General features: G+C 61.3%; 16 protein-coding genes and 1 riboswitch. Of the genes, 11 read left to right on the top strand and 5 right to left on the bottom strand.

The features are described from left to right. The first annotated feature begins 13 nt into the window (after window positions 1-13). The 5 genes from pstC to phoB are packed head-to-tail and all read left to right on the top strand — an operon-like array spanning window position 14 to window position 5,113. Window positions 14-1,474: a phosphate ABC transporter permease subunit PstC gene (gene pstC / locus J2045_RS04980; RefSeq protein ID WP_307370017.1), complete on the top strand. Its 1,461-nt coding sequence runs from the start codon at window positions 14-16 to the stop codon at window positions 1,472-1,474. Further along, window positions 1,471-2,823 (top strand): phosphate ABC transporter permease PstA, encoded by a 1,353-nt coding sequence (gene pstA, locus J2045_RS04975; protein WP_370872988.1) that lies wholly within the window; start codon window positions 1,471-1,473, stop codon window positions 2,821-2,823. The genes pstC and pstA overlap by 4 nt, the downstream gene beginning before the upstream one ends. A 35-nt stretch (window positions 2,824-2,858) precedes the next feature. Continuing rightward, entirely contained in the window at window positions 2,859-3,644 is a 786-nt protein-coding gene (gene pstB / locus J2045_RS04970; RefSeq protein WP_245407916.1) for a phosphate ABC transporter ATP-binding protein PstB, read from the top strand. A gap of 46 nt (window positions 3,645-3,690) precedes the next feature. Beyond that, entirely contained in the window at window positions 3,691-4,404 is a 714-nt protein-coding gene (phoU, locus tag J2045_RS04965) for a phosphate signaling complex protein PhoU (protein ID WP_166601742.1), read from the top strand. Between the two features lie 25 nt (window positions 4,405-4,429). Beyond that, window positions 4,430-5,113, top strand: a complete 684-nt coding sequence (phoB, locus tag J2045_RS04960) for a phosphate regulon transcriptional regulator PhoB (RefSeq protein WP_076391845.1) — start codon at window positions 4,430-4,432, stop codon at window positions 5,111-5,113. A 77-nt stretch (window positions 5,114-5,190) separates the two neighbouring features. Here phoB and J2045_RS04955 read toward each other — a convergent pair whose 3' ends face one another. After that, on the bottom strand, window positions 5,191-6,186 hold the full coding sequence (locus J2045_RS04955; protein WP_307370013.1) for a GlxA family transcriptional regulator: 996 nt from the start codon (window positions 6,184-6,186) through the stop codon (window positions 5,191-5,193). 83 nt (window positions 6,187-6,269) lie between these two features. Between J2045_RS04955 and J2045_RS04950 the strand changes: the two genes are divergently transcribed. Further along, window positions 6,270-7,361, top strand: coding sequence for a DJ-1/PfpI family protein (locus tag J2045_RS04950; RefSeq protein WP_307370011.1), 1,092 nt, complete (start codon window positions 6,270-6,272; stop codon window positions 7,359-7,361). A 190-nt stretch (window positions 7,362-7,551) separates the two neighbouring features. Here J2045_RS04950 and J2045_RS04945 read toward each other — a convergent pair whose 3' ends face one another. Further along, window positions 7,552-8,088: a GcrA family cell cycle regulator gene (locus tag J2045_RS04945; RefSeq protein WP_307370106.1), complete on the bottom strand. Its 537-nt coding sequence runs from the start codon at window positions 8,086-8,088 to the stop codon at window positions 7,552-7,554. A 445-nt stretch (window positions 8,089-8,533) separates the two neighbouring features. Here J2045_RS04945 and J2045_RS04940 point away from each other — a divergent pair, with 445 nt between their 5' ends. From J2045_RS04940 to J2045_RS04925, 4 genes are all read left to right on the top strand, one after another. Beyond that, window positions 8,534-9,736, top strand: a complete 1,203-nt coding sequence (locus J2045_RS04940) for an aspartate aminotransferase family protein (RefSeq protein WP_307370009.1) — start codon at window positions 8,534-8,536, stop codon at window positions 9,734-9,736. Between the two features lie 14 nt (window positions 9,737-9,750). Further along, window positions 9,751-10,668 (top strand): ornithine carbamoyltransferase, encoded by a 918-nt coding sequence (argF, locus tag J2045_RS04935; RefSeq protein WP_307370008.1) that lies wholly within the window; start codon window positions 9,751-9,753, stop codon window positions 10,666-10,668. Window positions 10,669-10,789: 121 nt separating this feature from the next. After that, the gene (locus J2045_RS04930; RefSeq protein WP_307370006.1) at window positions 10,790-11,779 is read left to right on the top strand and encodes an Hsp33 family molecular chaperone; all 990 of its coding nucleotides are present in this window, start codon (window positions 10,790-10,792) and stop codon (window positions 11,777-11,779) included. Window positions 11,780-11,959: 180 nt separating this feature from the next. Next, a complete protein-coding gene (locus tag J2045_RS04925) occupies window positions 11,960-13,924 on the top strand; it encodes a putative bifunctional diguanylate cyclase/phosphodiesterase (protein ID WP_307370003.1) in 1,965 nt (654 codons plus the stop codon). Window positions 13,925-13,994: 70 nt separating this feature from the next. On the opposite strand, the gene J2045_RS04920 is transcribed toward J2045_RS04925, so the two are convergent. From J2045_RS04920 to J2045_RS04910, 3 genes are all read right to left on the bottom strand, one after another. Beyond that, a complete protein-coding gene (locus J2045_RS04920) occupies window positions 13,995-14,939 on the bottom strand; it encodes an MYG1 family protein (protein ID WP_307370000.1) in 945 nt (314 codons plus the stop codon). Between the two features lie 80 nt (window positions 14,940-15,019). Next, complete coding sequence (gene apaG, locus J2045_RS04915; RefSeq protein WP_166601828.1) at window positions 15,020-15,412, bottom strand: Co2+/Mg2+ efflux facilitator ApaG/CorD; 393 nt, start codon at window positions 15,410-15,412, stop codon at window positions 15,020-15,022. Between the two features lie 193 nt (window positions 15,413-15,605). Continuing rightward, window positions 15,606-16,784: an O-succinylhomoserine sulfhydrylase gene (locus J2045_RS04910; RefSeq protein WP_307369998.1), complete on the bottom strand. Its 1,179-nt coding sequence runs from the start codon at window positions 16,782-16,784 to the stop codon at window positions 15,606-15,608. 45 nt (window positions 16,785-16,829) lie between these two features. Beyond that, a riboswitch (SAM riboswitch) is annotated at window positions 16,830-16,908 on the bottom strand. Window positions 16,909-16,981: 73 nt separating this feature from the next. Between J2045_RS04910 and J2045_RS04905 the strand changes: the two genes are divergently transcribed. Then, on the top strand, window positions 16,982-18,082 hold the full coding sequence (locus tag J2045_RS04905) for a 2'-deoxycytidine 5'-triphosphate deaminase (RefSeq protein WP_307369996.1): 1,101 nt from the start codon (window positions 16,982-16,984) through the stop codon (window positions 18,080-18,082). Window positions 18,083-18,134: the final 52 nt, after the last annotated feature.

Here is an 18,134-nt window from a genome sequence, read left to right as displayed (position 1 = left end):
AATGGCGGGTAACATGAACGCGAGCATCATCGTCCTCTGTATTCTAGTGCTTGCGGCACTCGGCTTCGTTCTCGGCCGACGGCAGGCTCTTTCGGTTTCGGCCGCGCGCGGCACGAAGCTTCATTCGCTGCCCGGCTACTACGGCCAGGTGGTGGCTCTGGTCACTGCCGTCCCGGCGCTGCTGCTGCTCATGGCCTGGCTTTTCATTCAGCCGGCCATCGTCGAAAGCCGCATCAGTGCGACCATTCCTGACAGCGTCGTGCCTGACGGTGGCGCCCAAAGCCTCGTTATGGCGGATGTTCGCCGCATTGCCGACGGTCTCAGTGCCATAGAAGCGCGGGCAGCTGAGGCCGGTGCCGATGTCGACGTCGAAGCGCTCGATGCAGGCAATGTCCGTGACCGGCTCGCCGAGGTCGGCGTGGCCCTCGGTGCGGAGGTTCCCGTCGAAGTTTTCGAAGCCGCCAAGGCCTATCGCAGCCAGTCGGACTTTGGCCATCTGCTGATGACGATTGCCGTGCTGGCGCTTGCCTTTGCCGCATTGCCGCTGGCCTATGTTCGCGTCAACCCAGAACTGCGCGCGCGCAATCTGAGCGAAAGCTTCGTCAAGACGGTACTCATGCTCTCTTCGCTGGTCGCCATTCTGACCACGGTCGGCATCGTCGGATCGCTTGTCTTCGAGACCTATGTCTTCTTCACCATGTATCCGGCGAGCGAGTTCTTCTTCTCGACCGTCTGGAACCCACAGTTCCGTGGTGGCTCCGAACTCGGCATTCTGCCGCTGCTCTGGGGCACGTTCTACGTCTCGATCATCTCGTTGATCGTGGCTGTCCCGATCGGCCTGATGATCGCGGTCTATCTGTCGGAATATGCCGGCCCGAAGACCCGCAGCATCGTCAAGCCGGCGATCGAGGTCCTGGCGGGCATCCCGACCATCGTCTACGGTCTGTTCGCTCTGGTCACCGTCGGTCCGTTCCTGCGTGACTACTTCGCAGAGCCGCTCGGCCTCGGCACCTCGTCTTCATCCGTCCTGACCGCAGGTCTGGTGATGGGTGTGATGATCATCCCCTTCGTCTCGTCGCTGTCGGACGACATCATCAACGCCGTGCCGCAGGCGCTGCGCGATGGCTCCTATGCGCTGGGTTCCACGCAGTCGGAAACCATCAAGCAAGTCGTGCTGCCAGCAGCCCTTCCGGGTATTGTCGGCGCTATCCTGCTGGCCGCAAGCCGTGCCATCGGTGAGACCATGATCGTGGTTCTCGGCGCCGGCGCCTCTGCCAAACTCGATATCAATCCCTTCGAGGCCATGACCACGGTGACGGTCAAGATCGTCAGTCAGCTGACCGGGGACACCGAATTCGCCAGCCCCGAGACCCTGGTCGCCTTCGCCCTCGGCCTGACCCTCTTCGTCATCACGCTCGGCCTCAACGTCGTGGCCCTCTACATTGTCCGCAAGTACCGGGAGCAGTACGAATGACCGACATCACCGCCATCGGCGCCCCCATGCCTACGGAAAAGAAATCCATTCTGACGGTCGATGATCGTACGCGACGTCGCAACAAGGAAGAAGTCCGCTTCCGCATGTGGGGCAAGGCCGCCGTCACCTTCGGGATCGTGGCCCTCATCGGACTGCTGCTCTCCATCATGTCGAACGGTTTGTCGTCGTTCCAGCAGACCTTTATCACGCTTGACGTCTACATGGACCCGGCGAGGCTCGATAAGGCTGGCAACCGCGATCCAGCTGACATTGCCAAGGTCAGTACCTTTGGCTATGCGCCGCTCATCGAGCAGGCCGTCGCCAAGGCACTTGAAGACAAGGGACTTGTTGCCGAAGGTCTGACGCCCAAGGCTGCAGCAGAGCTCATTTCGAAGGAAGCGGCCGCCGATCTTCGCCGCTTCGTCCTCGCCGATCCCTCTGTCATCGGCCAGAGTTTCCCCTTCGACTTCCTCGCCGGTGGCCGTATCGACGGCTACTACAAGGGTCGCGTGACGATGGAGAGCGCTGCTCTCGATCGCAATGTCTCGCCGGAACAGCTCGTCCTCGCAGACAAGCTGAAGGAAGCCGGCATTCTGGTGACGAAGTTCAATTGGGGCTTCTTCACCGCGCCCGACGCATCCGACACGCGTCCGGAGGCGGCCGGCCTCGGCATTGCGGTCATCGGTTCTGCCTACATGATGCTGATCGTCCTGGTGCTGGCGTTGCCGCTCGGTGTCGCCACCTCGATCTATCTCGAGGAGTTTGCCCCGCAGAACTGGTTTACCGACCTGATCGAGGTCAACATCGCCAATCTCGCGGCCGTTCCCTCGATCGTCTTCGGTATCCTCGGCCTTGCTGTCCTGATCAACTTTGTCGGTCTGCCGCAGTCGGCGCCGATCGTTGGCGGTCTCGTCCTGACGCTGATGACCCTGCCCACGATCATCATCGCCACCCGCTCGGCACTCAAGGCCGTGCCTCCGTCGATCCGCGATGCGGCCCTCGGCGTCGGCGCCTCCAAGATGCAGTCGATCTTCCATCACGTCCTGCCGCTCGCCATGCCGGGCATCCTGACGGGTGCGATCATCGGTCTTGCCCGCGCGCTCGGTGAAACGGCACCTCTGCTGCTGATCGGCATGGTCGCCTTCGTACGTGAATACCCGGCAGGTCCGCCGGACGGCTTCTTCGAGCCGGCTTCTGCTCTGCCGGTCCAGGTCTACAACTGGACGCAGCGTGGTGACCCGGCCTTCGTGGAGCGTGCCTCCGGTGCCATCATCGTCCTCCTGGTGTTCCTGATCCTGATGAACCTGATCGCAATCATTCTTCGTCGCCGTTTCGAGCGTCGCTGGTAAGGAGCTGTATCATGATGAACAATCTCGCGACTAAGATGACCACGACGAAAGCGCCACCTATGACTGAAACCAAGATCACCGCCCGCAATGTGCAGGTCTTCTACGGTGACAAGCACGCCCTCAAGGATGTCAACATCGACATCCGCCCCCGTTCCGTAACGGCCTTCATCGGCCCGTCGGGATGTGGCAAGTCGACCTTCCTGCGCTGCATCAATCGCATGAACGACACGATTGCGAGCTGCCGCGTCGAAGGCAACATCATGATCGATGCCGAAAACATCTACGACGCCAAGGTCGATCCTGTGCAGCTGCGCGCCAAGGTCGGCATGGTCTTCCAGAAGCCGAACCCGTTCCCGAAGTCGATCTACGAGAACGTCGCTTACGGTCCCCGCATCCACGGCCTCGCCCGCAACAAGTCCGACCTGGACGAAATCGTCGCGACCGCACTGCAGAAGGCCGGTCTCTGGAACGAGGTCAAGGATCGCTTGGACTCGGCCGGTACGGGCCTCTCCGGTGGTCAGCAGCAGCGTCTGTGCATCGCCCGCGCCGTTGCCGTCAGCCCCGAAGTCATCCTGATGGACGAGCCCTGCTCGGCGCTCGACCCGATCGCGACCGCCAAGGTCGAGGAACTGATCCACGAACTGCGCGAAAACTTCACGATCGTCATCGTGACGCACTCGATGCAGCAGGCCGCGCGCGTTTCCCAGCGCACCGCGATGTTCCACCTCGGCGAACTGGTCGAGGAGAACGACACCGACAAGATGTTCACCAATCCGGATGACCAGCGCACCCAGGATTACATCATGGGCCGCTTCGGCTGAGCCTCGACGTCACCCACGGTTGAACTCAATTTCAAGGACGTTTCAAATGGGCTCCTCTCACATCTACTCGGCCTTCGACGAGGAACTGAAGTTCCTGATGCGCCGCATCTCCGAAATGGGCGGTCTGGCAGAACAGATGGTCGCCGAAAGCGTGCGCGCGCTGGTCAATTCCGATGCGGCGCTTGCCCAGAAGGTGATCTCCGATGACGTCCTCATGGACGCCATGGAGCGCGAGATCGGCGACAAGGCGGTGGTCACCATCGCCAAGCGTCAGCCGGTCGCCTCCGACCTGCGCGAAATCATCGGCGCACTTCGCATCGCCGCCGACCTTGAGCGCGTTGGCGACCTCGGCAAGAGCAATTCCAAGCGCGTCGTCGCGATCCAGGCGACCGGCGTTCCGCGCAAGCTCGCCCGTGGCCTGGAGCATCTTTCGGATCTGGCGCTGGCCCAGCTCAAGGAAGTGCTCGACGTCTACACGACCCGCTCGGCCGAAAAGGCGAAGTCCATCCGTGACCGCGACGAGGAAATCGACGCGATCTACACCTCGCTGTTTCGCGAACTCCTCACCTACATGATGGAAGATCCGCGCAACATCACGAGCTGCACGCATCTGCTGTTCTGCGCCAAGAATATCGAGCGCATAGGCGATCATGCGACCAACATCGCGGAAACCATCTACTATATGACGACAGGTGCCCAGCCGGAAGGCGAACGCCCCAAGGAAGATCTGACCTCTTCCGTCGGCGCGATCACCGAGTGATCTTGGCCAGCGAGGGTAGTGATCGATGCAGCCGAAGATTGCCGTAGTTGAAGACGAGGAGGCCCTGTCGGTCCTCCTCCGTTACAATCTCGAAGCCGAGGGTTATGAGGTCGAGACCATCCTTCGGGGTGACGAGGCCGAGATACGCCTGCAGGAGCGCGTTCCGGACCTTCTGATCCTCGATTGGATGCTGCCTGGTGTGTCTGGCATCGAGCTCTGCCGTCGCCTGCGGGTTCGTCCCGAGACAGAACGCTTGCCGATCATCATGCTGACGGCGCGCGGCGAAGAGAGCGAGCGCGTTCGCGGCCTGGCAACCGGCGCTGACGACTATGTCGTGAAGCCGTTCTCGACGCCGGAACTGATGGCCCGCGTCAAGGCGATGCTCCGTCGTGCCAAGCCCGAGGTTCTCTCAAGCGTGCTCCGCTGCGGCGATATCGAACTCGATCGCGAGACCCATCGCGTGCATCGCAAGAGCCGCGAAGTCCGTCTCGGACCCACCGAGTTCCGCCTGCTGGAGTTCCTGATGGCGTCCCCCGGGCGCGTCTACTCTCGTTCGCAGCTTCTCGACGGTGTCTGGGGCCATGACATCTATGTCGACGAGCGTACTGTCGATGTGCATGTCGGTCGTCTGCGCAAGGCGCTGAACTTCTCCAACATGCAGGATGTCATCCGCACCGTTCGCGGCGCGGGATATTCCATGGAAGCCTGACTCGCCCAGTAGGGTCTGTGTCCAGAGGCGGCCAACCGACAGAGACAGTAGAGGTTTGCGGGTACGGTGCGATTTGATCAGCGCTTTGCGAAACGCTCTCGATAAAAAGCGGGCGTGATACTCAACCGCTTCTGGAAAACCCTGTGAAGCGTATCCAGGCTACCGAAACCGGATCGTTCTGCAATTCTTGCAAGCGGCCACTCCGAGCTTTCCAGCAGCAGCTTGGCTCGATCGATCCGGATGGTTTCGACGAACTGCGCAGGTGTGGATCCCGTCTGCTTGCGGAAAGCGCGCGAAAAGCTGCGTTCGCTCATTCCGCATCGCGCCGCGAGCGCCGCCCCCGATAAGTCGCCAACCGGATTCCCGATGATGTCGTGGAGGAGGGATCGCAACCGCGGCGCCACGTCGCTTTGGATGGCAAGGCTGCTGCTGAACTGCGACTGACCTCCCGGGCGCCGCATGAAAAGAACCATCTGACGGGCCACAGCCAGAGCAACTTTGTGGCCGAAATCGGCTTCTATCATCGCCAGTGACAGATCGATGCCTGCAGTGATGCCTGCAGATGTGAAAACGGGCGGATCTGCGACGAAGATTGCATCTGGTTCGATGATAGCCTGGGGGCAGAGTTCTCCAAGCAGGGCAACCGAAGCCCAATGAGTGGTCGCCCTCTTGCCGTTGAGATAGCCGCCGGCGGCCAATACGAAGGCTCCGGTACAGACGCTGGCCAGACGACGGGTTCCCGAGATCCGGGTGGACAGCCAGGGTAGCAGTTCCGAAGTGAATATCAGAGCGCGAAGCGCGTCTTCGCTACCCCCGGGAACGATGATCGTATCCAGGTCGGAAGGTAGATCCCGCAAGGCAATCGCACCCCCAAGGCTGAGGCCACCCAGGCCAGAGCAGGATATCGATCCGCCCGAGGGAGACGCGAGGATGATTTCGTAGGATTGCCCAGTATCCGTCAGATGCTGGTTGGCAATCGCAAAGGCCTCCATCGGGCCTACGACGTCCAGGGCTTGGACACCATCATAGCCAACAAACACAATCTTTCGGAGTGAAGTGACATTCATCATCATTGGCTGAAACTGCGATATGTTTGACATTTTGGCCAGTCCTGCACACCGGTAATCTGCGTCCGGAAACCAATCCGGAGATGACTGTGACCAGACTTGGCCTTATCCTTCTGACGCTCGCATCGAGTTTCGTTTTGGCGGAACCGACATTGTCGTCACAATCCGCGCCCCAGGTTTCCGAAGTGGAAGTGCCCCGTCCCAAGGCCGGGCGGGCGCGCCCTCTCGTGGCAATCGTGGCTGACAATGCTGGTACGGAAACGACTGATCTCATCGTGCCCTATGGTGTCTTGAAGCAAGCAAATGTGGCCGACGTCATCATCGTTTCGAGCAAGCCTGGTCCCGTGACATTGATGCCGGCGCTCTCCATCGAGGCCGACATGACGATCGTGGATTTCGACAGGGGCTACAAGGAGGGAGCCGACATCGTCGTCATCCCAGCTCTGCATGACAGCGAGAATGAAGCGATTGTCGCATGGGTTTCCCGGCAATACCGAAATGGCGCCTTCATCATGGCGATATGTGAAGGCGCCTGGGTCGCCGCGAAGGCCGGCATTCTCGATGGAAGACAGGCCACCACGCACTGGTATGCGATGGACAAGATCGAAGCGCGATATCCAAAAGCAATCTGGGTAGAAAACAGGCGATATGTGGTCGATCGGAACGTCATGACGACGACCGGCGTTACGGCCTCCATGCCGGCTAGCCTCGCACTTGTCGAAGGCATCGCCGGTGAGCGGACGGCGAGTGAGACCGCAGCTCATTTCGGCATAACGGCACCCGGACGGCTGCCATGGAGCCCCGACCACGAAAGCGCCTCGTTCCACCTGACAAGTGGCAAGATCGGCTTGATCATATGGAACTATCTGACTTTCTGGCGGCATCAAACGATCGAAGTTCCGGTCTTTCCGGGTATTAACGAGGTCGCACTTGCGCTTGTGGCGGACGCTTGGTCGAGAACCTATCGTTCGAAGGTCGTCGCGACCTCATTTGCCGCGTCGGTTCGCACGCATCACGGTCTTCATCTCATCCCGGACCGTACTCCCGCCGCCGAGGCAGACCTTACCATATCAAAGGCACCGGCTTTGGGTCAGTTTGACCAGACGCTTGACGAGATCGAGAAGCGTTATGGGAAACGAACAAGGGAAATCGTTGCACTTCAACTCGAATACGAGAAATGAAGGCTCGACCCAACGGGGCTCGCATTCTCGGCAAAGGCAAAAGGCCTTTAGACCGTGTCCGTTGAGCACAGAATGAGCTTGAGCATTGAAAGGCGTCGCGCGGATCATCCGCTGCGCCGCATTTTCATGTCTCGGAGGCGAAACGAAAACGGGCCCCGAAGGACCCGTTCAGCATTTGATGTCGCTGCGATCAGCGGGCTGCCTTGCGGCGCTCGCTCACCGGCTGATAGGCGAGCTTCGCGTGATATGTGCAGTAGGGCGCGCTGTCGGCGATTTCGCAGCCGCAGAAATGGAAGTCGTCCTTCATCGGATCGCCGATCGGCCACTTGCAGGTGCGTTCGGTAAGCTCGGTGAGGGCCAGTCGACGCGAGATCGGCACGACCACGTTCAGCGGGCGGCGAACTTCGACTTCCTCATAGGCCTCGACTTCGACCTCTTCCTTCAACATCGTCGCGCCGGCTGCACGGGTCACGGTTCGCGTGGTCGTAGCTGCCGCAGGACGGGTTTGGAAGGCCGCCGGACGCTGCGTCTGGGCCGGGCGCTTTGCCGGGCGTGCCGCAGACGAGCTGCCGCCAGCCTTGGCGCGACCCGGCAGGTTCAGACGATGAACCTTGCCGATAACCGCATTGCGGCTTACGCCACCGAGTTGTGCTGCAATCTGGCTCGCGCTGAGGCCTTCAGCCCACAGCCGCTTCAGTCTCTCGACCCGATCATCAGTCCATTGCATAGTCGTCATGCCAATTCTCTCCGCCGCTCGCGTCTGTGATGGCAGAATCCGTCACCGTTGCTTCGAACGAATCCGAAACAAAACCGCCTCGATACTGTCGGTGAGCACTTCCGCCGCATGCAATCTATTAATGAAATTTAACCTAGAGGTCGGCTGACTCCGTGACAAGAGTCGCAGGAATCATCTGGAATCGATTTCGCGGTTTTCCCCAACTTGCTTCCCGAGTGAGTCAAGTATGCAACAGGTGGAATTTGGATCCGCACGCCGCCTGCGCGTGCCGATCAAATCCCCGCTTGCTCCTGCCATTCCTGCAGAATTCGTTGACATTGCAGGGTGAAATGCAGATAGTGCCACCGCCGCCGCGAGGCGGCATTTTTAATTTTTCAGGCCTCGTGAGGGCCTCGCCGTCGCTTGAGACGGATCGTTGAGAAGGATCGTGAACGCCATGGCCGAAGCTACGCCGCTCTACCAGACCTACAATCGGGCGCCGCTGCGTTTCGAGCGAGGCGAGGGTGTCTGGCTGGTGACCGAGAGCGGCGAGCGTTATCTCGATTTCGCGGCCGGCGTTGCGGTCACCTCGGTTGGCCATGGTCATCCGCATGTCGTGGGCGCCCTTAAGGATCAGGCCGACAAGGTTTGGCATCTGTCCAACCTCTACGAGGTGCCGGGGCAGGAAACGCTCGGCAAGCGCCTCACGGAGATCACGTTCGCCGATCGGGTATTCTTTACCAATTCCGGTGCCGAAGCGCTTGAATGTGCAATCAAGACGGCGCGCCGCTATCACTTCGCCAAGGGGCATCCGGAGAAGTTTCATATCATCACGATGGAAGGCGCCTTCCACGGCCGCACCATCGCAACGATCGCCGCAGGCGGCCAGGAGAAGTATCTCGAAGGCTTCGGCCCCAAGGCGCCCGGTTTTGACCAGGTTCCGTTCGGTGACCTCGATGCCGTGAAGGCAGCGATCACCGAGGCCACGGCTGCGATCCTGGTGGAGCCGGTCCAGGGCGAGGGCGGCATTCGTCCGATCCCGGTGGAAATGCTGAGGGCGATAAGGGCGCTGTGTGACGAGCATGACCTGCTGCTGATCCTGGACGAGGTTCAATGCGGCGTCGGCCGTACCGGCAAGCTCTTCGCCCATGAATGGGCGGGCATCACGCCTGACATCATGGCTGTCGCCAAGGGCATCGGTGGCGGTTTCCCACTCGGCGCTTGCCTTGCAACCGAAGAAGCTGCCTACGGCATGAAGGCCGGCACGCATGGCTCCACCTATGGCGGCAATCCGCTTGGTATGGCGGTCGGCAACGCCGTGCTCGACGTCGTGCTTGCCGAAGGCTTCCTCGAGAATGTGCGCGATACCGCACTGGTTTTCCGCCAGGGGCTCGCATCGCTCAAGGATCGCTTCCCCGATGTGATCGAGGACGTGCGCGGTGAAGGTCTCATGCTCGGCATCAAGGCCAAGGTTGCAAATACGGAACTTCTGATGGCGATGCGCGACGAGCATCTGCTCGGCGTTCCCGCCGGCGATAACGTCATTCGTCTCCTGCCGCCTCTCACGGTGACGGCAGAGGAAGCCCGTGACGGTCTCGCCCGTATCGAACACGCTGCGGAGCATATCCGCGCCAAGGCCGCAGTCGCAGCCTCTGCATAAGACAGGACCCATTCATGGCATCTCCGAAGCATTTTCTCGATCTCTCCGCTGTCACGGCGGAGGACCTGCGCGGCATTCTCGAAGACGCGAAGACCCGCAAGCAGGCGACAAAGGCTGGCACCGCCGACAAGCCGCTCGCCGGCAAGATGCTCGCGATGATCTTCGAGAAGCCCTCCACCCGCACCCGCGTTTCCTTCGACGTCGGCATGCGCCAGCTGGGTGGCGAGACGCTCTTTCTGTCCGGCACCGAGATGCAGCTTGGCCGCGCCGAGACAATTGGTGATACCGCCAAGGTTCTGTCGCGCTATGTCGACGCGATCATGATCCGGACCACCGATCATGCACGCCTGCTGGAATTGGCGGAGCACGCGACTGTGCCGGTTATCAACGCGCTGACGGATCTGACCCATCCCTGCCAGATCATGGCCGACATCATGACGATCGAGGAACATCGCGGCCCTGTTGCGGGCAAGACGCTGGCCTGGACCGGTGACGGCAACAATGTCCTGCATTCCTTGGTTCAGGGCGCTGCCCGTTTCGGCTACCGGATGAACATGGCTGTGCCACTCGGTTCCGAGCCGGATGACAAGATCCTCAACTGGGCCCGAAACAATGGCGGCGAGATCATGCTCTGCCACGATGCCGAGCGCGCAGTGGCGGGCGCCGACGCCGTGATTACCGACACCTGGGTGTCGATGAACCAGGAGCACAAGGCCCGTGGCCACAATGTCTTCCAGCCCTTCCAGGTGAACGCGGAGCTGATGAAGAAGGCAAGCGACGAGGCGCTCTTCCTCCACTGCCTGCCGGCCCATCGCGGCGAGGAGGTTACCGACGAAGTGATCGACGGTGCGCAGTCGGTAGTCTTCGACGAGGCCGAGAACCGGCTGCATGCGCAGAAGTCGATCCTTGCCTGGTGCCTTGGGGCAATCTGAGGCCGGATTTCGCGCGCCTGTCGGCCGACTTGACGTTTGGCGCAGGTGATCCCATCTGTGCCCTTTCTGATCGGGCCGCTCCGGCCCTGTGTTTGGCGCCTCGTGTGCCGGGAGTACATTCATGTCGATGAGACAAGCAGAACTCGGCGAATTCGGTTTCGCCGGTGACGATCGTGTGGTTCCCTTCCAGGTGGACGGCCTCGACGTGCGCGGTCGTGCCGTGCAGCTTGGGCCGCTGGTCAACACCATTCTCGATCGTCACAATTATCCGGCTCCGGTCGCACGGCTTCTCGCCGAAGCGATCGTCCTCACTGTCCTGATCGGCACGTCGCTGAAGTTCGAGGGCAAGTTCACGGTCCAGACCAAGGGCAACGGCCCGGTTGATCTGCTGGTCGCAGATTTCAACTCGCCCGAAAGCGTGCGCGCCTATGCCCGTTTCGACGAACAGGCCGTGGCAGATGCCGTAGCAGAGGGACGAGCCTCGCCGGAGGAGCTGCTTGGTGAAGGCGTTCTCGCCTTCACCATCGACCAGGGCTCCTACATGCAGCCATACCAGGGCATCGTGCCGCTCGACGGAACCTCGCTTGAGGATATAGCCGGCGTTTATTTCCGCCAATCGGAGCAGATCCCGACCAGGGTTCGTCTTGGTGCGGCCGAGCTCTTCGACCGCGATGCTGATGGCAAGCCACGGCGCACCTGGCGTGCAGGGGGGCTGATCGCCCAGTTCCTGCCGGAAGCGCCCGAGCGCATGCGCCAGCCGGATCTGCATGGTGGAGACGGCGACGACCGTGATCCGGACCTGCATGGCGACGACGCCTGGGATGAGGCCCGGATGCTGGTTGACACCATCGATGCCGACGAGCTGACCGATCCCCAGATCGGAATCGAACGGCTGCTCTTCCGCCTGTTCCACGAGCGGGGCGTGCGTGCCTATGAGCCGCAGGCGGTGCATGACCGCTGCAGCTGCTCGCGCGACCGTCTGAAGGGTGTTCTTCAAGGCTTCACGGCCGAGGAGATTGAGGCGAGTACCGAGGACGGAAAGGTGACTGTCACCTGCGAATTCTGCTCGTCCAGCTATGAGTTCGTCCCCGAGGACCTCGTTTCGGCCTGAACTGCAGTTTTCTCATCAAGGGCCGGGTGACCGGCCCTCTTTGCATCCGCTTCTGACGCTGTCCTGTACGATGGCTACGCTCTCGTGCTGAAATCGTATGCGTTGCATTACAATCTACATATTCAGCTATTCTAAATGGTTCTGCCGTAGGCTGCCCTGAGCGCTTTGGGGATGCCGGGCATGGATTTGTCGCAACACGCGGCGGACGGTCATCAGCGACTGACCGCCGAAACGCATGAAAATGCCCGCTGGTGGTCCTTCTCCACCATGGGAAGAGCTATTGTGCGGAACTACCGGGTCTGGACGAGTGCGACCCGCCGTCGGGCCATGGCGGAAGCCTATCGACCGATCGTCCGGGGCTTTCTGCTGCCAGGGGCAGCCTATTATTTCCTTGTGACATGGCTCCATTGGCGCGACGAGAGCGGGACCAACCTGCTGATCCTTGGCGGGATAAGCCTGCTGACGGCGGTTTCCTACACGGTCTTTCGCTGGGGTCTCCTGCCGGCGAAGCGGACCTCCTTGCAGAGGCTGGAGATCGTCGGCTTCGTCACTAACCTGCTGATGTATTCCAATGTCGTGGCCTACATGCTCCTGAACTTCGAGGAGCAGAAGCTGATCTACTTCGTGCTGATGGCGGTGGTGTTTTCGACCACGGGCGTGACGCTGAGAACGACGCTCACAAGCGTTGCCCTTTCGATCGGCAGCCTCTTCTGGTTTTCCGGTCAGGCCTCTCCTGAGGTCGCCAGTCAGTTCGTCTTTATCGGTCTGGCAACGTCCTTCGCGTCATTCGGCATGGCGAGCCTGCTGCGCAAGGCAATCCTTCGCCAGATTGATGCGCGCCTTTTGGCGGACCAACTTGCGTCCCGCGACAGTCTGACGGGTATCGCCAACCGGCGCTCGATCTTTTCTCGCATCGAGGGGTTGGTCGAGGAGCAGAAGCCGTTCTGGGTCGGAATCCTGGATCTCGACGGCTTCAAGTCGATCAATGATATCTATGGCCATGCCGTCGGTGACCATGTTCTCTGCGAGGTCGTCGAGAGGCTGAAGCTCCGCCACAAGGAAGGAATCGATTTTGGTCGTATCGGTGGCGATGAATTCGCCATTGTCATTGAGGGGGGACCGAGCGGCGCTGAAGTCGAGGCTTTCGGCAACAGTCTCATCGACGACATCAGCCGGGAGTACGATCTCCAGCCCCTGCAACTCTCCATCAGCGGTACCATCGGCTTTGCTCACTTCCCGACCATGGGCACAACCGCTCGCCAGATCTACGAGAAGGCGGATTTCTCGCTCTATCACGGGAAGCAGTTCGCCCGCCATCACTCCGTGATCTTCACCGTCAATCAGGACAAGGAGATGCGCGAAAGCCTGGCCCTCGAGCGCGCGCTTCGCGAGGCGCGGATGGAAGAGGAGTTTCATCTACTGTTCCAGCCGCAGCACGATGTGGCCGCAGGCCGGGTCGTCAGCTTCGAGGCGCTTGCCCGCTGGCAGAGCCCCGTGCTCGGCCCGGTTCGCCCCGACCGCTTCATCCGTGCGGCAGAGCGTGCCGGCCTCATTCAGCAGGTGACCCGGGTCCTCTTCGGCAAGGCCCTCGATGCGCTGGATCTCTGGCCGGACGACATCACCGTCTCCTTCAATCTCTCGGCCCAGGATCTCGCCGACCGGGCCTTCGTCTTCTCCCTTGTGGCGCAGGTGCATGGGCGTGCCATCGATCCAGCTCGCATCGAGTTCGAGATCACCGAAACGGCGGTGATGAAGGATATTGCTGCCTCGCGCGTTCTCCTGGAAGATCTCTCTGCTGCGGGCTTCAAGATCGCGCTCGACGATTTCGGCTCGGGCTATTCCAGTTTCGAATACATCGACCAATTGCCGCTCGACAAGGTGAAGATCGACAAGAGCTTCGTGCGCAAGGTGACCGACAGCGCCACCTCGCGCGAGATCGTGGCCGGCATCATCACGCTATGCCGCAACCTTGATCTCAAATGCGTGCTGGAGGGGGTCGAAACCGAGGCGGAGATGTCGACGCTGGCCCCGCTCGCTCCGCAGTTGATCCAGGGCTATCTTTTCGGCAGGCCGATGCCGCAACGCGACGTCCTGAGACTGCTCCTCAAGCCGGAACGCCCGGTCGACGACGCGAGCGCAGCCTGATGCCGGAAGCCGGGTCGCCGTGGGCCCGGTCGATATCCGTCTCAGGTCAGGCGTTACCGGCCCCGGATGATCACTGTGTGTTGGTCGGGCGAGGCACCGCCAGAGCGGCCTCGACCGCCAGATCCGCCATCAAGAGGATCGCCTCACGAGTCGAGGCAGCAGCAATGAAGCGCGCATTGTGGCAGAATGTGGCGCCCTGTACACCGCAGACGGCCTCCAGATCGCCATTGCTCAACCCCGCCCAGGCAAGCGGCAGGTCGGCACGCTGGTCGAAGCCCTCCTCGGAGCGCCGAATTCCGGTAATGCACCAGTCCTTGTCGCGTGGATGGACGACGAACAACAGGTGGTCGGCCCCCGCCTTCACGATGGCCGGCCGGAAGGGCATGCCCATCGGCAGTTCCAGGATGCGGCGGTCGCCCGTTGCGGCGATGGCGTCGAGCACCATGCTCTCGGCGCGGATCTTGGCGGCACGCTGGGCGATGCCTGCCTCGACCAGCGCACGCGCGATGCTCAGTGCCGCATGGAAGCCGCGATCGTCGGCGCCGGCCTCTTTGTCATCGAAGACCGGCTTGAGGGTCTCCAGCAGACTGGGCAGCGTCAGACCGGCAAGCGGCCCCGCGGTCGCGGGGCTCAGTGCGCCATTGTCCAGGAGGTCGATCGGCAGCACGAATTTCTCGTCGAAACCACGATGCACTGCTTCGACATGAGCAGAGGGAACGCCGAGCGCAAGAAGATAATCCTGGCCGTAATGTTTCCAGATCAGGCCGAAGGAGCTGTAGGGCTGGCCGTCGTCACGCAGCGGTGCGCCCCGCTGATGGTGGTCGAAGATCTGCGTGGCCGCGTCATAGGCGCCGCCGACATCGTAGATGATCCGGTCGGGCGCCGGTGTGATCCACTCTGACGCACGGCTGCGAACAATCCTGGCCTGCGGATGAAGCCGCGTCAGAATGACGGTCGAAAGCAGTTCGTCGGCATGGAAGCCACCGCTGTGGGTGACGAGAAATGCGAGGCTCATGCCGGTTGGGACCCTTGGATGACGGTGCAAATACGATGCACCAGATAACCGCAGGTGGGCCTCAACTCAACTGAAAATCGTCAATTCAGAGTCCGCACCATGCCCGGACTGTCGAGCGAAAAGGCAGGGATCGCGACGTCGAAGGCTTCGCCGTCGTCGGTCTCCATCCGATAGGTGCCGTACATCATGCCCGATGGCGTATCGAGCGGGCAGCCGGAGGAATATTCATAGCTGTCGCCCGGATCAAGACGTGGCTGCTCCCCCACGACGCCGGGTCCGCTGACTTCGTCCACCTGGCCGTTCTGGTCCGTGATGTGCCAGTAGCGATGGGTCAGGCGCACGGGCTTGCCGGAGTGGTTTGAGATCACGATCCGGTAGCCCCAGACATAGCGGCTGTCATCGGGGTCGGACTGTTCCTCGAGATAGTAAGGTTCGACCTGAACCTCTATGTCCCGTGTCAGTGCGCGATACATGCCTGAACCCTGCGAAAACTTGCCTGCGATGATGACAGACATGGCGCTCATTGTGGCGGCACCATGATGCCGCAACGAAAGCCATGAGGATTCAAGGGATAACCACGCAACTGATCGCGTCAAGGGCAATCGCTCAGCCGCGAGGTGTCTCGCGGCTGAAATTTTTGCACGATCGGCGGGCCCTGTCGCCGCTTCAGAGGCCCTTGAGAGCCTGGCTGATGTCATCCAGCAGGTCCTGCGTGTCCTCGATCCCGCAGGACAGCCGGACGGTGCCGCCTGAAATACCGAGTTCTGCCCGCGCCTCATCCGAGAGGTTCTTGTGTGTCGTCGTCGCAGGATGGGTGATCAGGCTCTTCGCGTCACCAAGGTTGTTCGAGATCTTGATGATTTCAAGCGCGTTCTGCAGCTTGAAGGCCGCTTCCTTGCCACCCTTCATCTCGAAGCAGAGCAGCGTCGAGCCCCCGGTCATCTGCTTGGCGATGATGTCGGCCTGCGGGTGGTCCGCGCGCCCTGGATAGATCACCTTGGCGATCGCACCCTGTTCAGCAAGGAAATCGGCGATCGCCGCTGCCGTGCTGGTCTGCTGCTTGACGCGCAGCGGCAGCGTCTCGATGCCCTTGAGAAGCGTCCAGGCATTGAACGGCGACATGGCCGGGCCGGTGTGGCGGAAATAGTCGTGCAGGTTCTCGTTGATCCATTCCTTCGACGAGAGCACCACGCCGCCGAGGCAGCGGCCCTGACCATCGATGTGCTTGGTCGCGGAATAGACGACGACATGCGCACCGAGTTCGAGCGGTTTCTGGAAGAGGGGCGTCGCAAAGACGTTGTCGACGATCAGCTTTGCGCCGATCTGGTTTGCGAGCTTGGCGACACCGGCAACGTCGATCACCTCGAGCGTCGGGTTGGTCGGGCTTTCGAGGAACATGACCTTGGTGTTCGGGCGGATGGCCGCTTCCCAGTTGGCGAGATCGCGACCGTCGACCAGAGTGCATTCCACGCCATAGCGCGGCGCCAGCGTCTCGACGACATAACGGCAGGAGCCGAACAGGGCGCGCGCCGCGACGATATGGTCGCCGGCCTTCACCTGGCAGAGCACGGCGGCGGCAACGGCGGCCATGCCGGAGGCCATGGCGCGCGAATCCTCGGCGCCTTCCAGCATGCACATGCGCTTCTCGAACATGTCGTTGGTCGGGCTGCCATAGCGGGCATAGATATAGCCGTCGTTTTCACCCTTGAAACGGGCTTCGGCTGCCTCTGAGCTCTCATAGACGAAGCCCTGGGTCAGGAAGATCGCTTCCGACGTCTCGCCATAGGGGGAGCGCAGCGTGCCGCCATGGACCAGTTTCGTTGCCGGGCGCCAGTTCTTGCTCATGTGGGTGCCTTTCGAACACAAAAAAACCGGTCGCGAAAACGGACCGGTTTTGGGAACCCGGTCTATTTAGCCACTTGTTTAACGTGGCTGCAAGCCGACCGGCCAAATCACCACGGGATAAGGCTGCCTTACGCCTTCACGGGCCTTGCGTCAATTGGCGGGCTTTGGTTTTGTCGGACACAAACAGGATAGAGAAAATGACCAGTAAACCCGGCATTCTGGCCGATCGCGCCATCGGTGCCTTGTTCGGCGGCGGCCAGCTGAAGAGCGAGGTGATGCTCGACAAGGATCAGATCCAGCCGGCAAGCCTCGACCTGCGTCTGGGCGGCAAGGCAATCCGGGTGCGCGCGAGCTTCATGCCGGGCAGGGGGCACACGGTTGCCGAAAAGCTGGAGCGGCTTACCCTGCACGAAATCGACCTCGAAAACGGTGCTGTGCTGGAAACCGGTTGCGTCTACATCGTGCCGCTGATGGAGAGCCTCGACCTGCCGCCGGAGATTTCGGCCTCTGCCAATCCGAAAAGCTCGACCGGACGTCTCGACATATTCACCCGCGTGATGGTCGACTACGCTCAGGAATTCGACAAGGTGCCGGCCGGCTACAAGGGCCAGCTCTACCTTGAAATCTCGCCCCGCACCTTCCCCATCATCGTGCGCCGTGGTTCCCGCCTCTCGCAGATCCGCTTCCGCACCGGCCACGCGCTGCTGGGCGAGTCAGAACTCTTCGATCTCCACAAGGCCGAGACGCTGGTCGCCAGCGATATGCCGAACGTCTCGGGCGGCGGCATTGCACTGTCAATCGACCTGCAGGGCTCGGGCCCGCAAGGGCTGATCGGCTATCGCGGCAAGCACCATACCTCGGTCATCGACGTCGACCGCAAGGATGCGCACGATGTGCTGGATTTCTGGGAGCCGCTCTACAGCCGGGGCCGCGACGAACTGATCCTCGATCCGGACGAGTTCTATATCCTCGTCTCCAATGAAGCCGTGCATGTACCACCGCTCTATGCCGCCGAGATGACGCCCTATGACCCGTTGGTCGGTGAGTTTCGCGTACACTATGCGGGCTTCTTCGACCCCGGCTTCGGTCATGCACCGGCGGGAGGCTCGGGCAGCCGCGCGGTTCTGGAAGTCCGCAGCCACGAAGTGCCCTTCATCCTCGAGCACGGCCAGGTTATCGGCCGCCTGGTCTACGAACACATGCAGGAGCGCCCGGATGGCCTCTACGGCACGGGACTCGGCTCCAACTATCAGGCGCAGGGGCTTAAGCTGTCGAAGCACTTCCGCCTGCCGGAGTGACAAGGGCGTCGGCCAAGTCATCCCCCCAGCGCTTGACACCAGCAGCGAACTG

Source organism: Peteryoungia aggregata LMG 23059 (genome assembly GCF_030814435.1).
In the GTDB taxonomy this organism is placed as follows: Bacteria; Pseudomonadota; Alphaproteobacteria; order Rhizobiales; family Rhizobiaceae; genus Allorhizobium; species Allorhizobium aggregatum.
The sequence above is the reverse complement of the archived record's forward strand: the minus strand, read 5'-3'. Positions and strand labels throughout refer to the sequence as shown.

What these genes read in the sequence shown, in the direction of transcription:
- pstC (WP_307370017.1), top strand. Translation starts at nt 14, where the DNA reads ATGAACGCGAGCATCATCGTCCTCTGTATTCTAGTGCTTGCGGCACTC.
- pstA (WP_370872988.1), top strand. Translation starts at nt 1,471, where the DNA reads ATGACCGACATCACCGCCATCGGCGCCCCCATGCCTACGGAAAAGAAA.
- pstB (WP_245407916.1), top strand. Translation starts at nt 2,859, where the DNA reads ATGACCACGACGAAAGCGCCACCTATGACTGAAACCAAGATCACCGCC.
- phoU (WP_166601742.1), top strand. Translation starts at nt 3,691, where the DNA reads ATGGGCTCCTCTCACATCTACTCGGCCTTCGACGAGGAACTGAAGTTC.
- phoB (WP_076391845.1), top strand. Translation starts at nt 4,430, where the DNA reads ATGCAGCCGAAGATTGCCGTAGTTGAAGACGAGGAGGCCCTGTCGGTC.
- J2045_RS04955 (WP_307370013.1), bottom strand. Translation starts at nt 6,186, where the DNA reads ATGATGATGAATGTCACTTCACTCCGAAAGATTGTGTTTGTTGGCTAT.
- J2045_RS04945 (WP_307370106.1), bottom strand. Translation starts at nt 8,088, where the DNA reads ATGCAATGGACTGATGATCGGGTCGAGAGACTGAAGCGGCTGTGGGCT.
- J2045_RS04940 (WP_307370009.1), top strand. Translation starts at nt 8,534, where the DNA reads ATGGCCGAAGCTACGCCGCTCTACCAGACCTACAATCGGGCGCCGCTG.
- argF (WP_307370008.1), top strand. Translation starts at nt 9,751, where the DNA reads ATGGCATCTCCGAAGCATTTTCTCGATCTCTCCGCTGTCACGGCGGAG.
- J2045_RS04930 (WP_307370006.1), top strand. Translation starts at nt 10,790, where the DNA reads ATGTCGATGAGACAAGCAGAACTCGGCGAATTCGGTTTCGCCGGTGAC.
- J2045_RS04925 (WP_307370003.1), top strand. Translation starts at nt 11,960, where the DNA reads ATGGATTTGTCGCAACACGCGGCGGACGGTCATCAGCGACTGACCGCC.
- J2045_RS04920 (WP_307370000.1), bottom strand. Translation starts at nt 14,939, where the DNA reads ATGAGCCTCGCATTTCTCGTCACCCACAGCGGTGGCTTCCATGCCGAC.
- apaG (WP_166601828.1), bottom strand. Translation starts at nt 15,412, where the DNA reads ATGTATCGCGCACTGACACGGGACATAGAGGTTCAGGTCGAACCTTAC.
- J2045_RS04910 (WP_307369998.1), bottom strand. Translation starts at nt 16,784, where the DNA reads ATGAGCAAGAACTGGCGCCCGGCAACGAAACTGGTCCATGGCGGCACG.
- J2045_RS04905 (WP_307369996.1), top strand. Translation starts at nt 16,982, where the DNA reads ATGACCAGTAAACCCGGCATTCTGGCCGATCGCGCCATCGGTGCCTTG.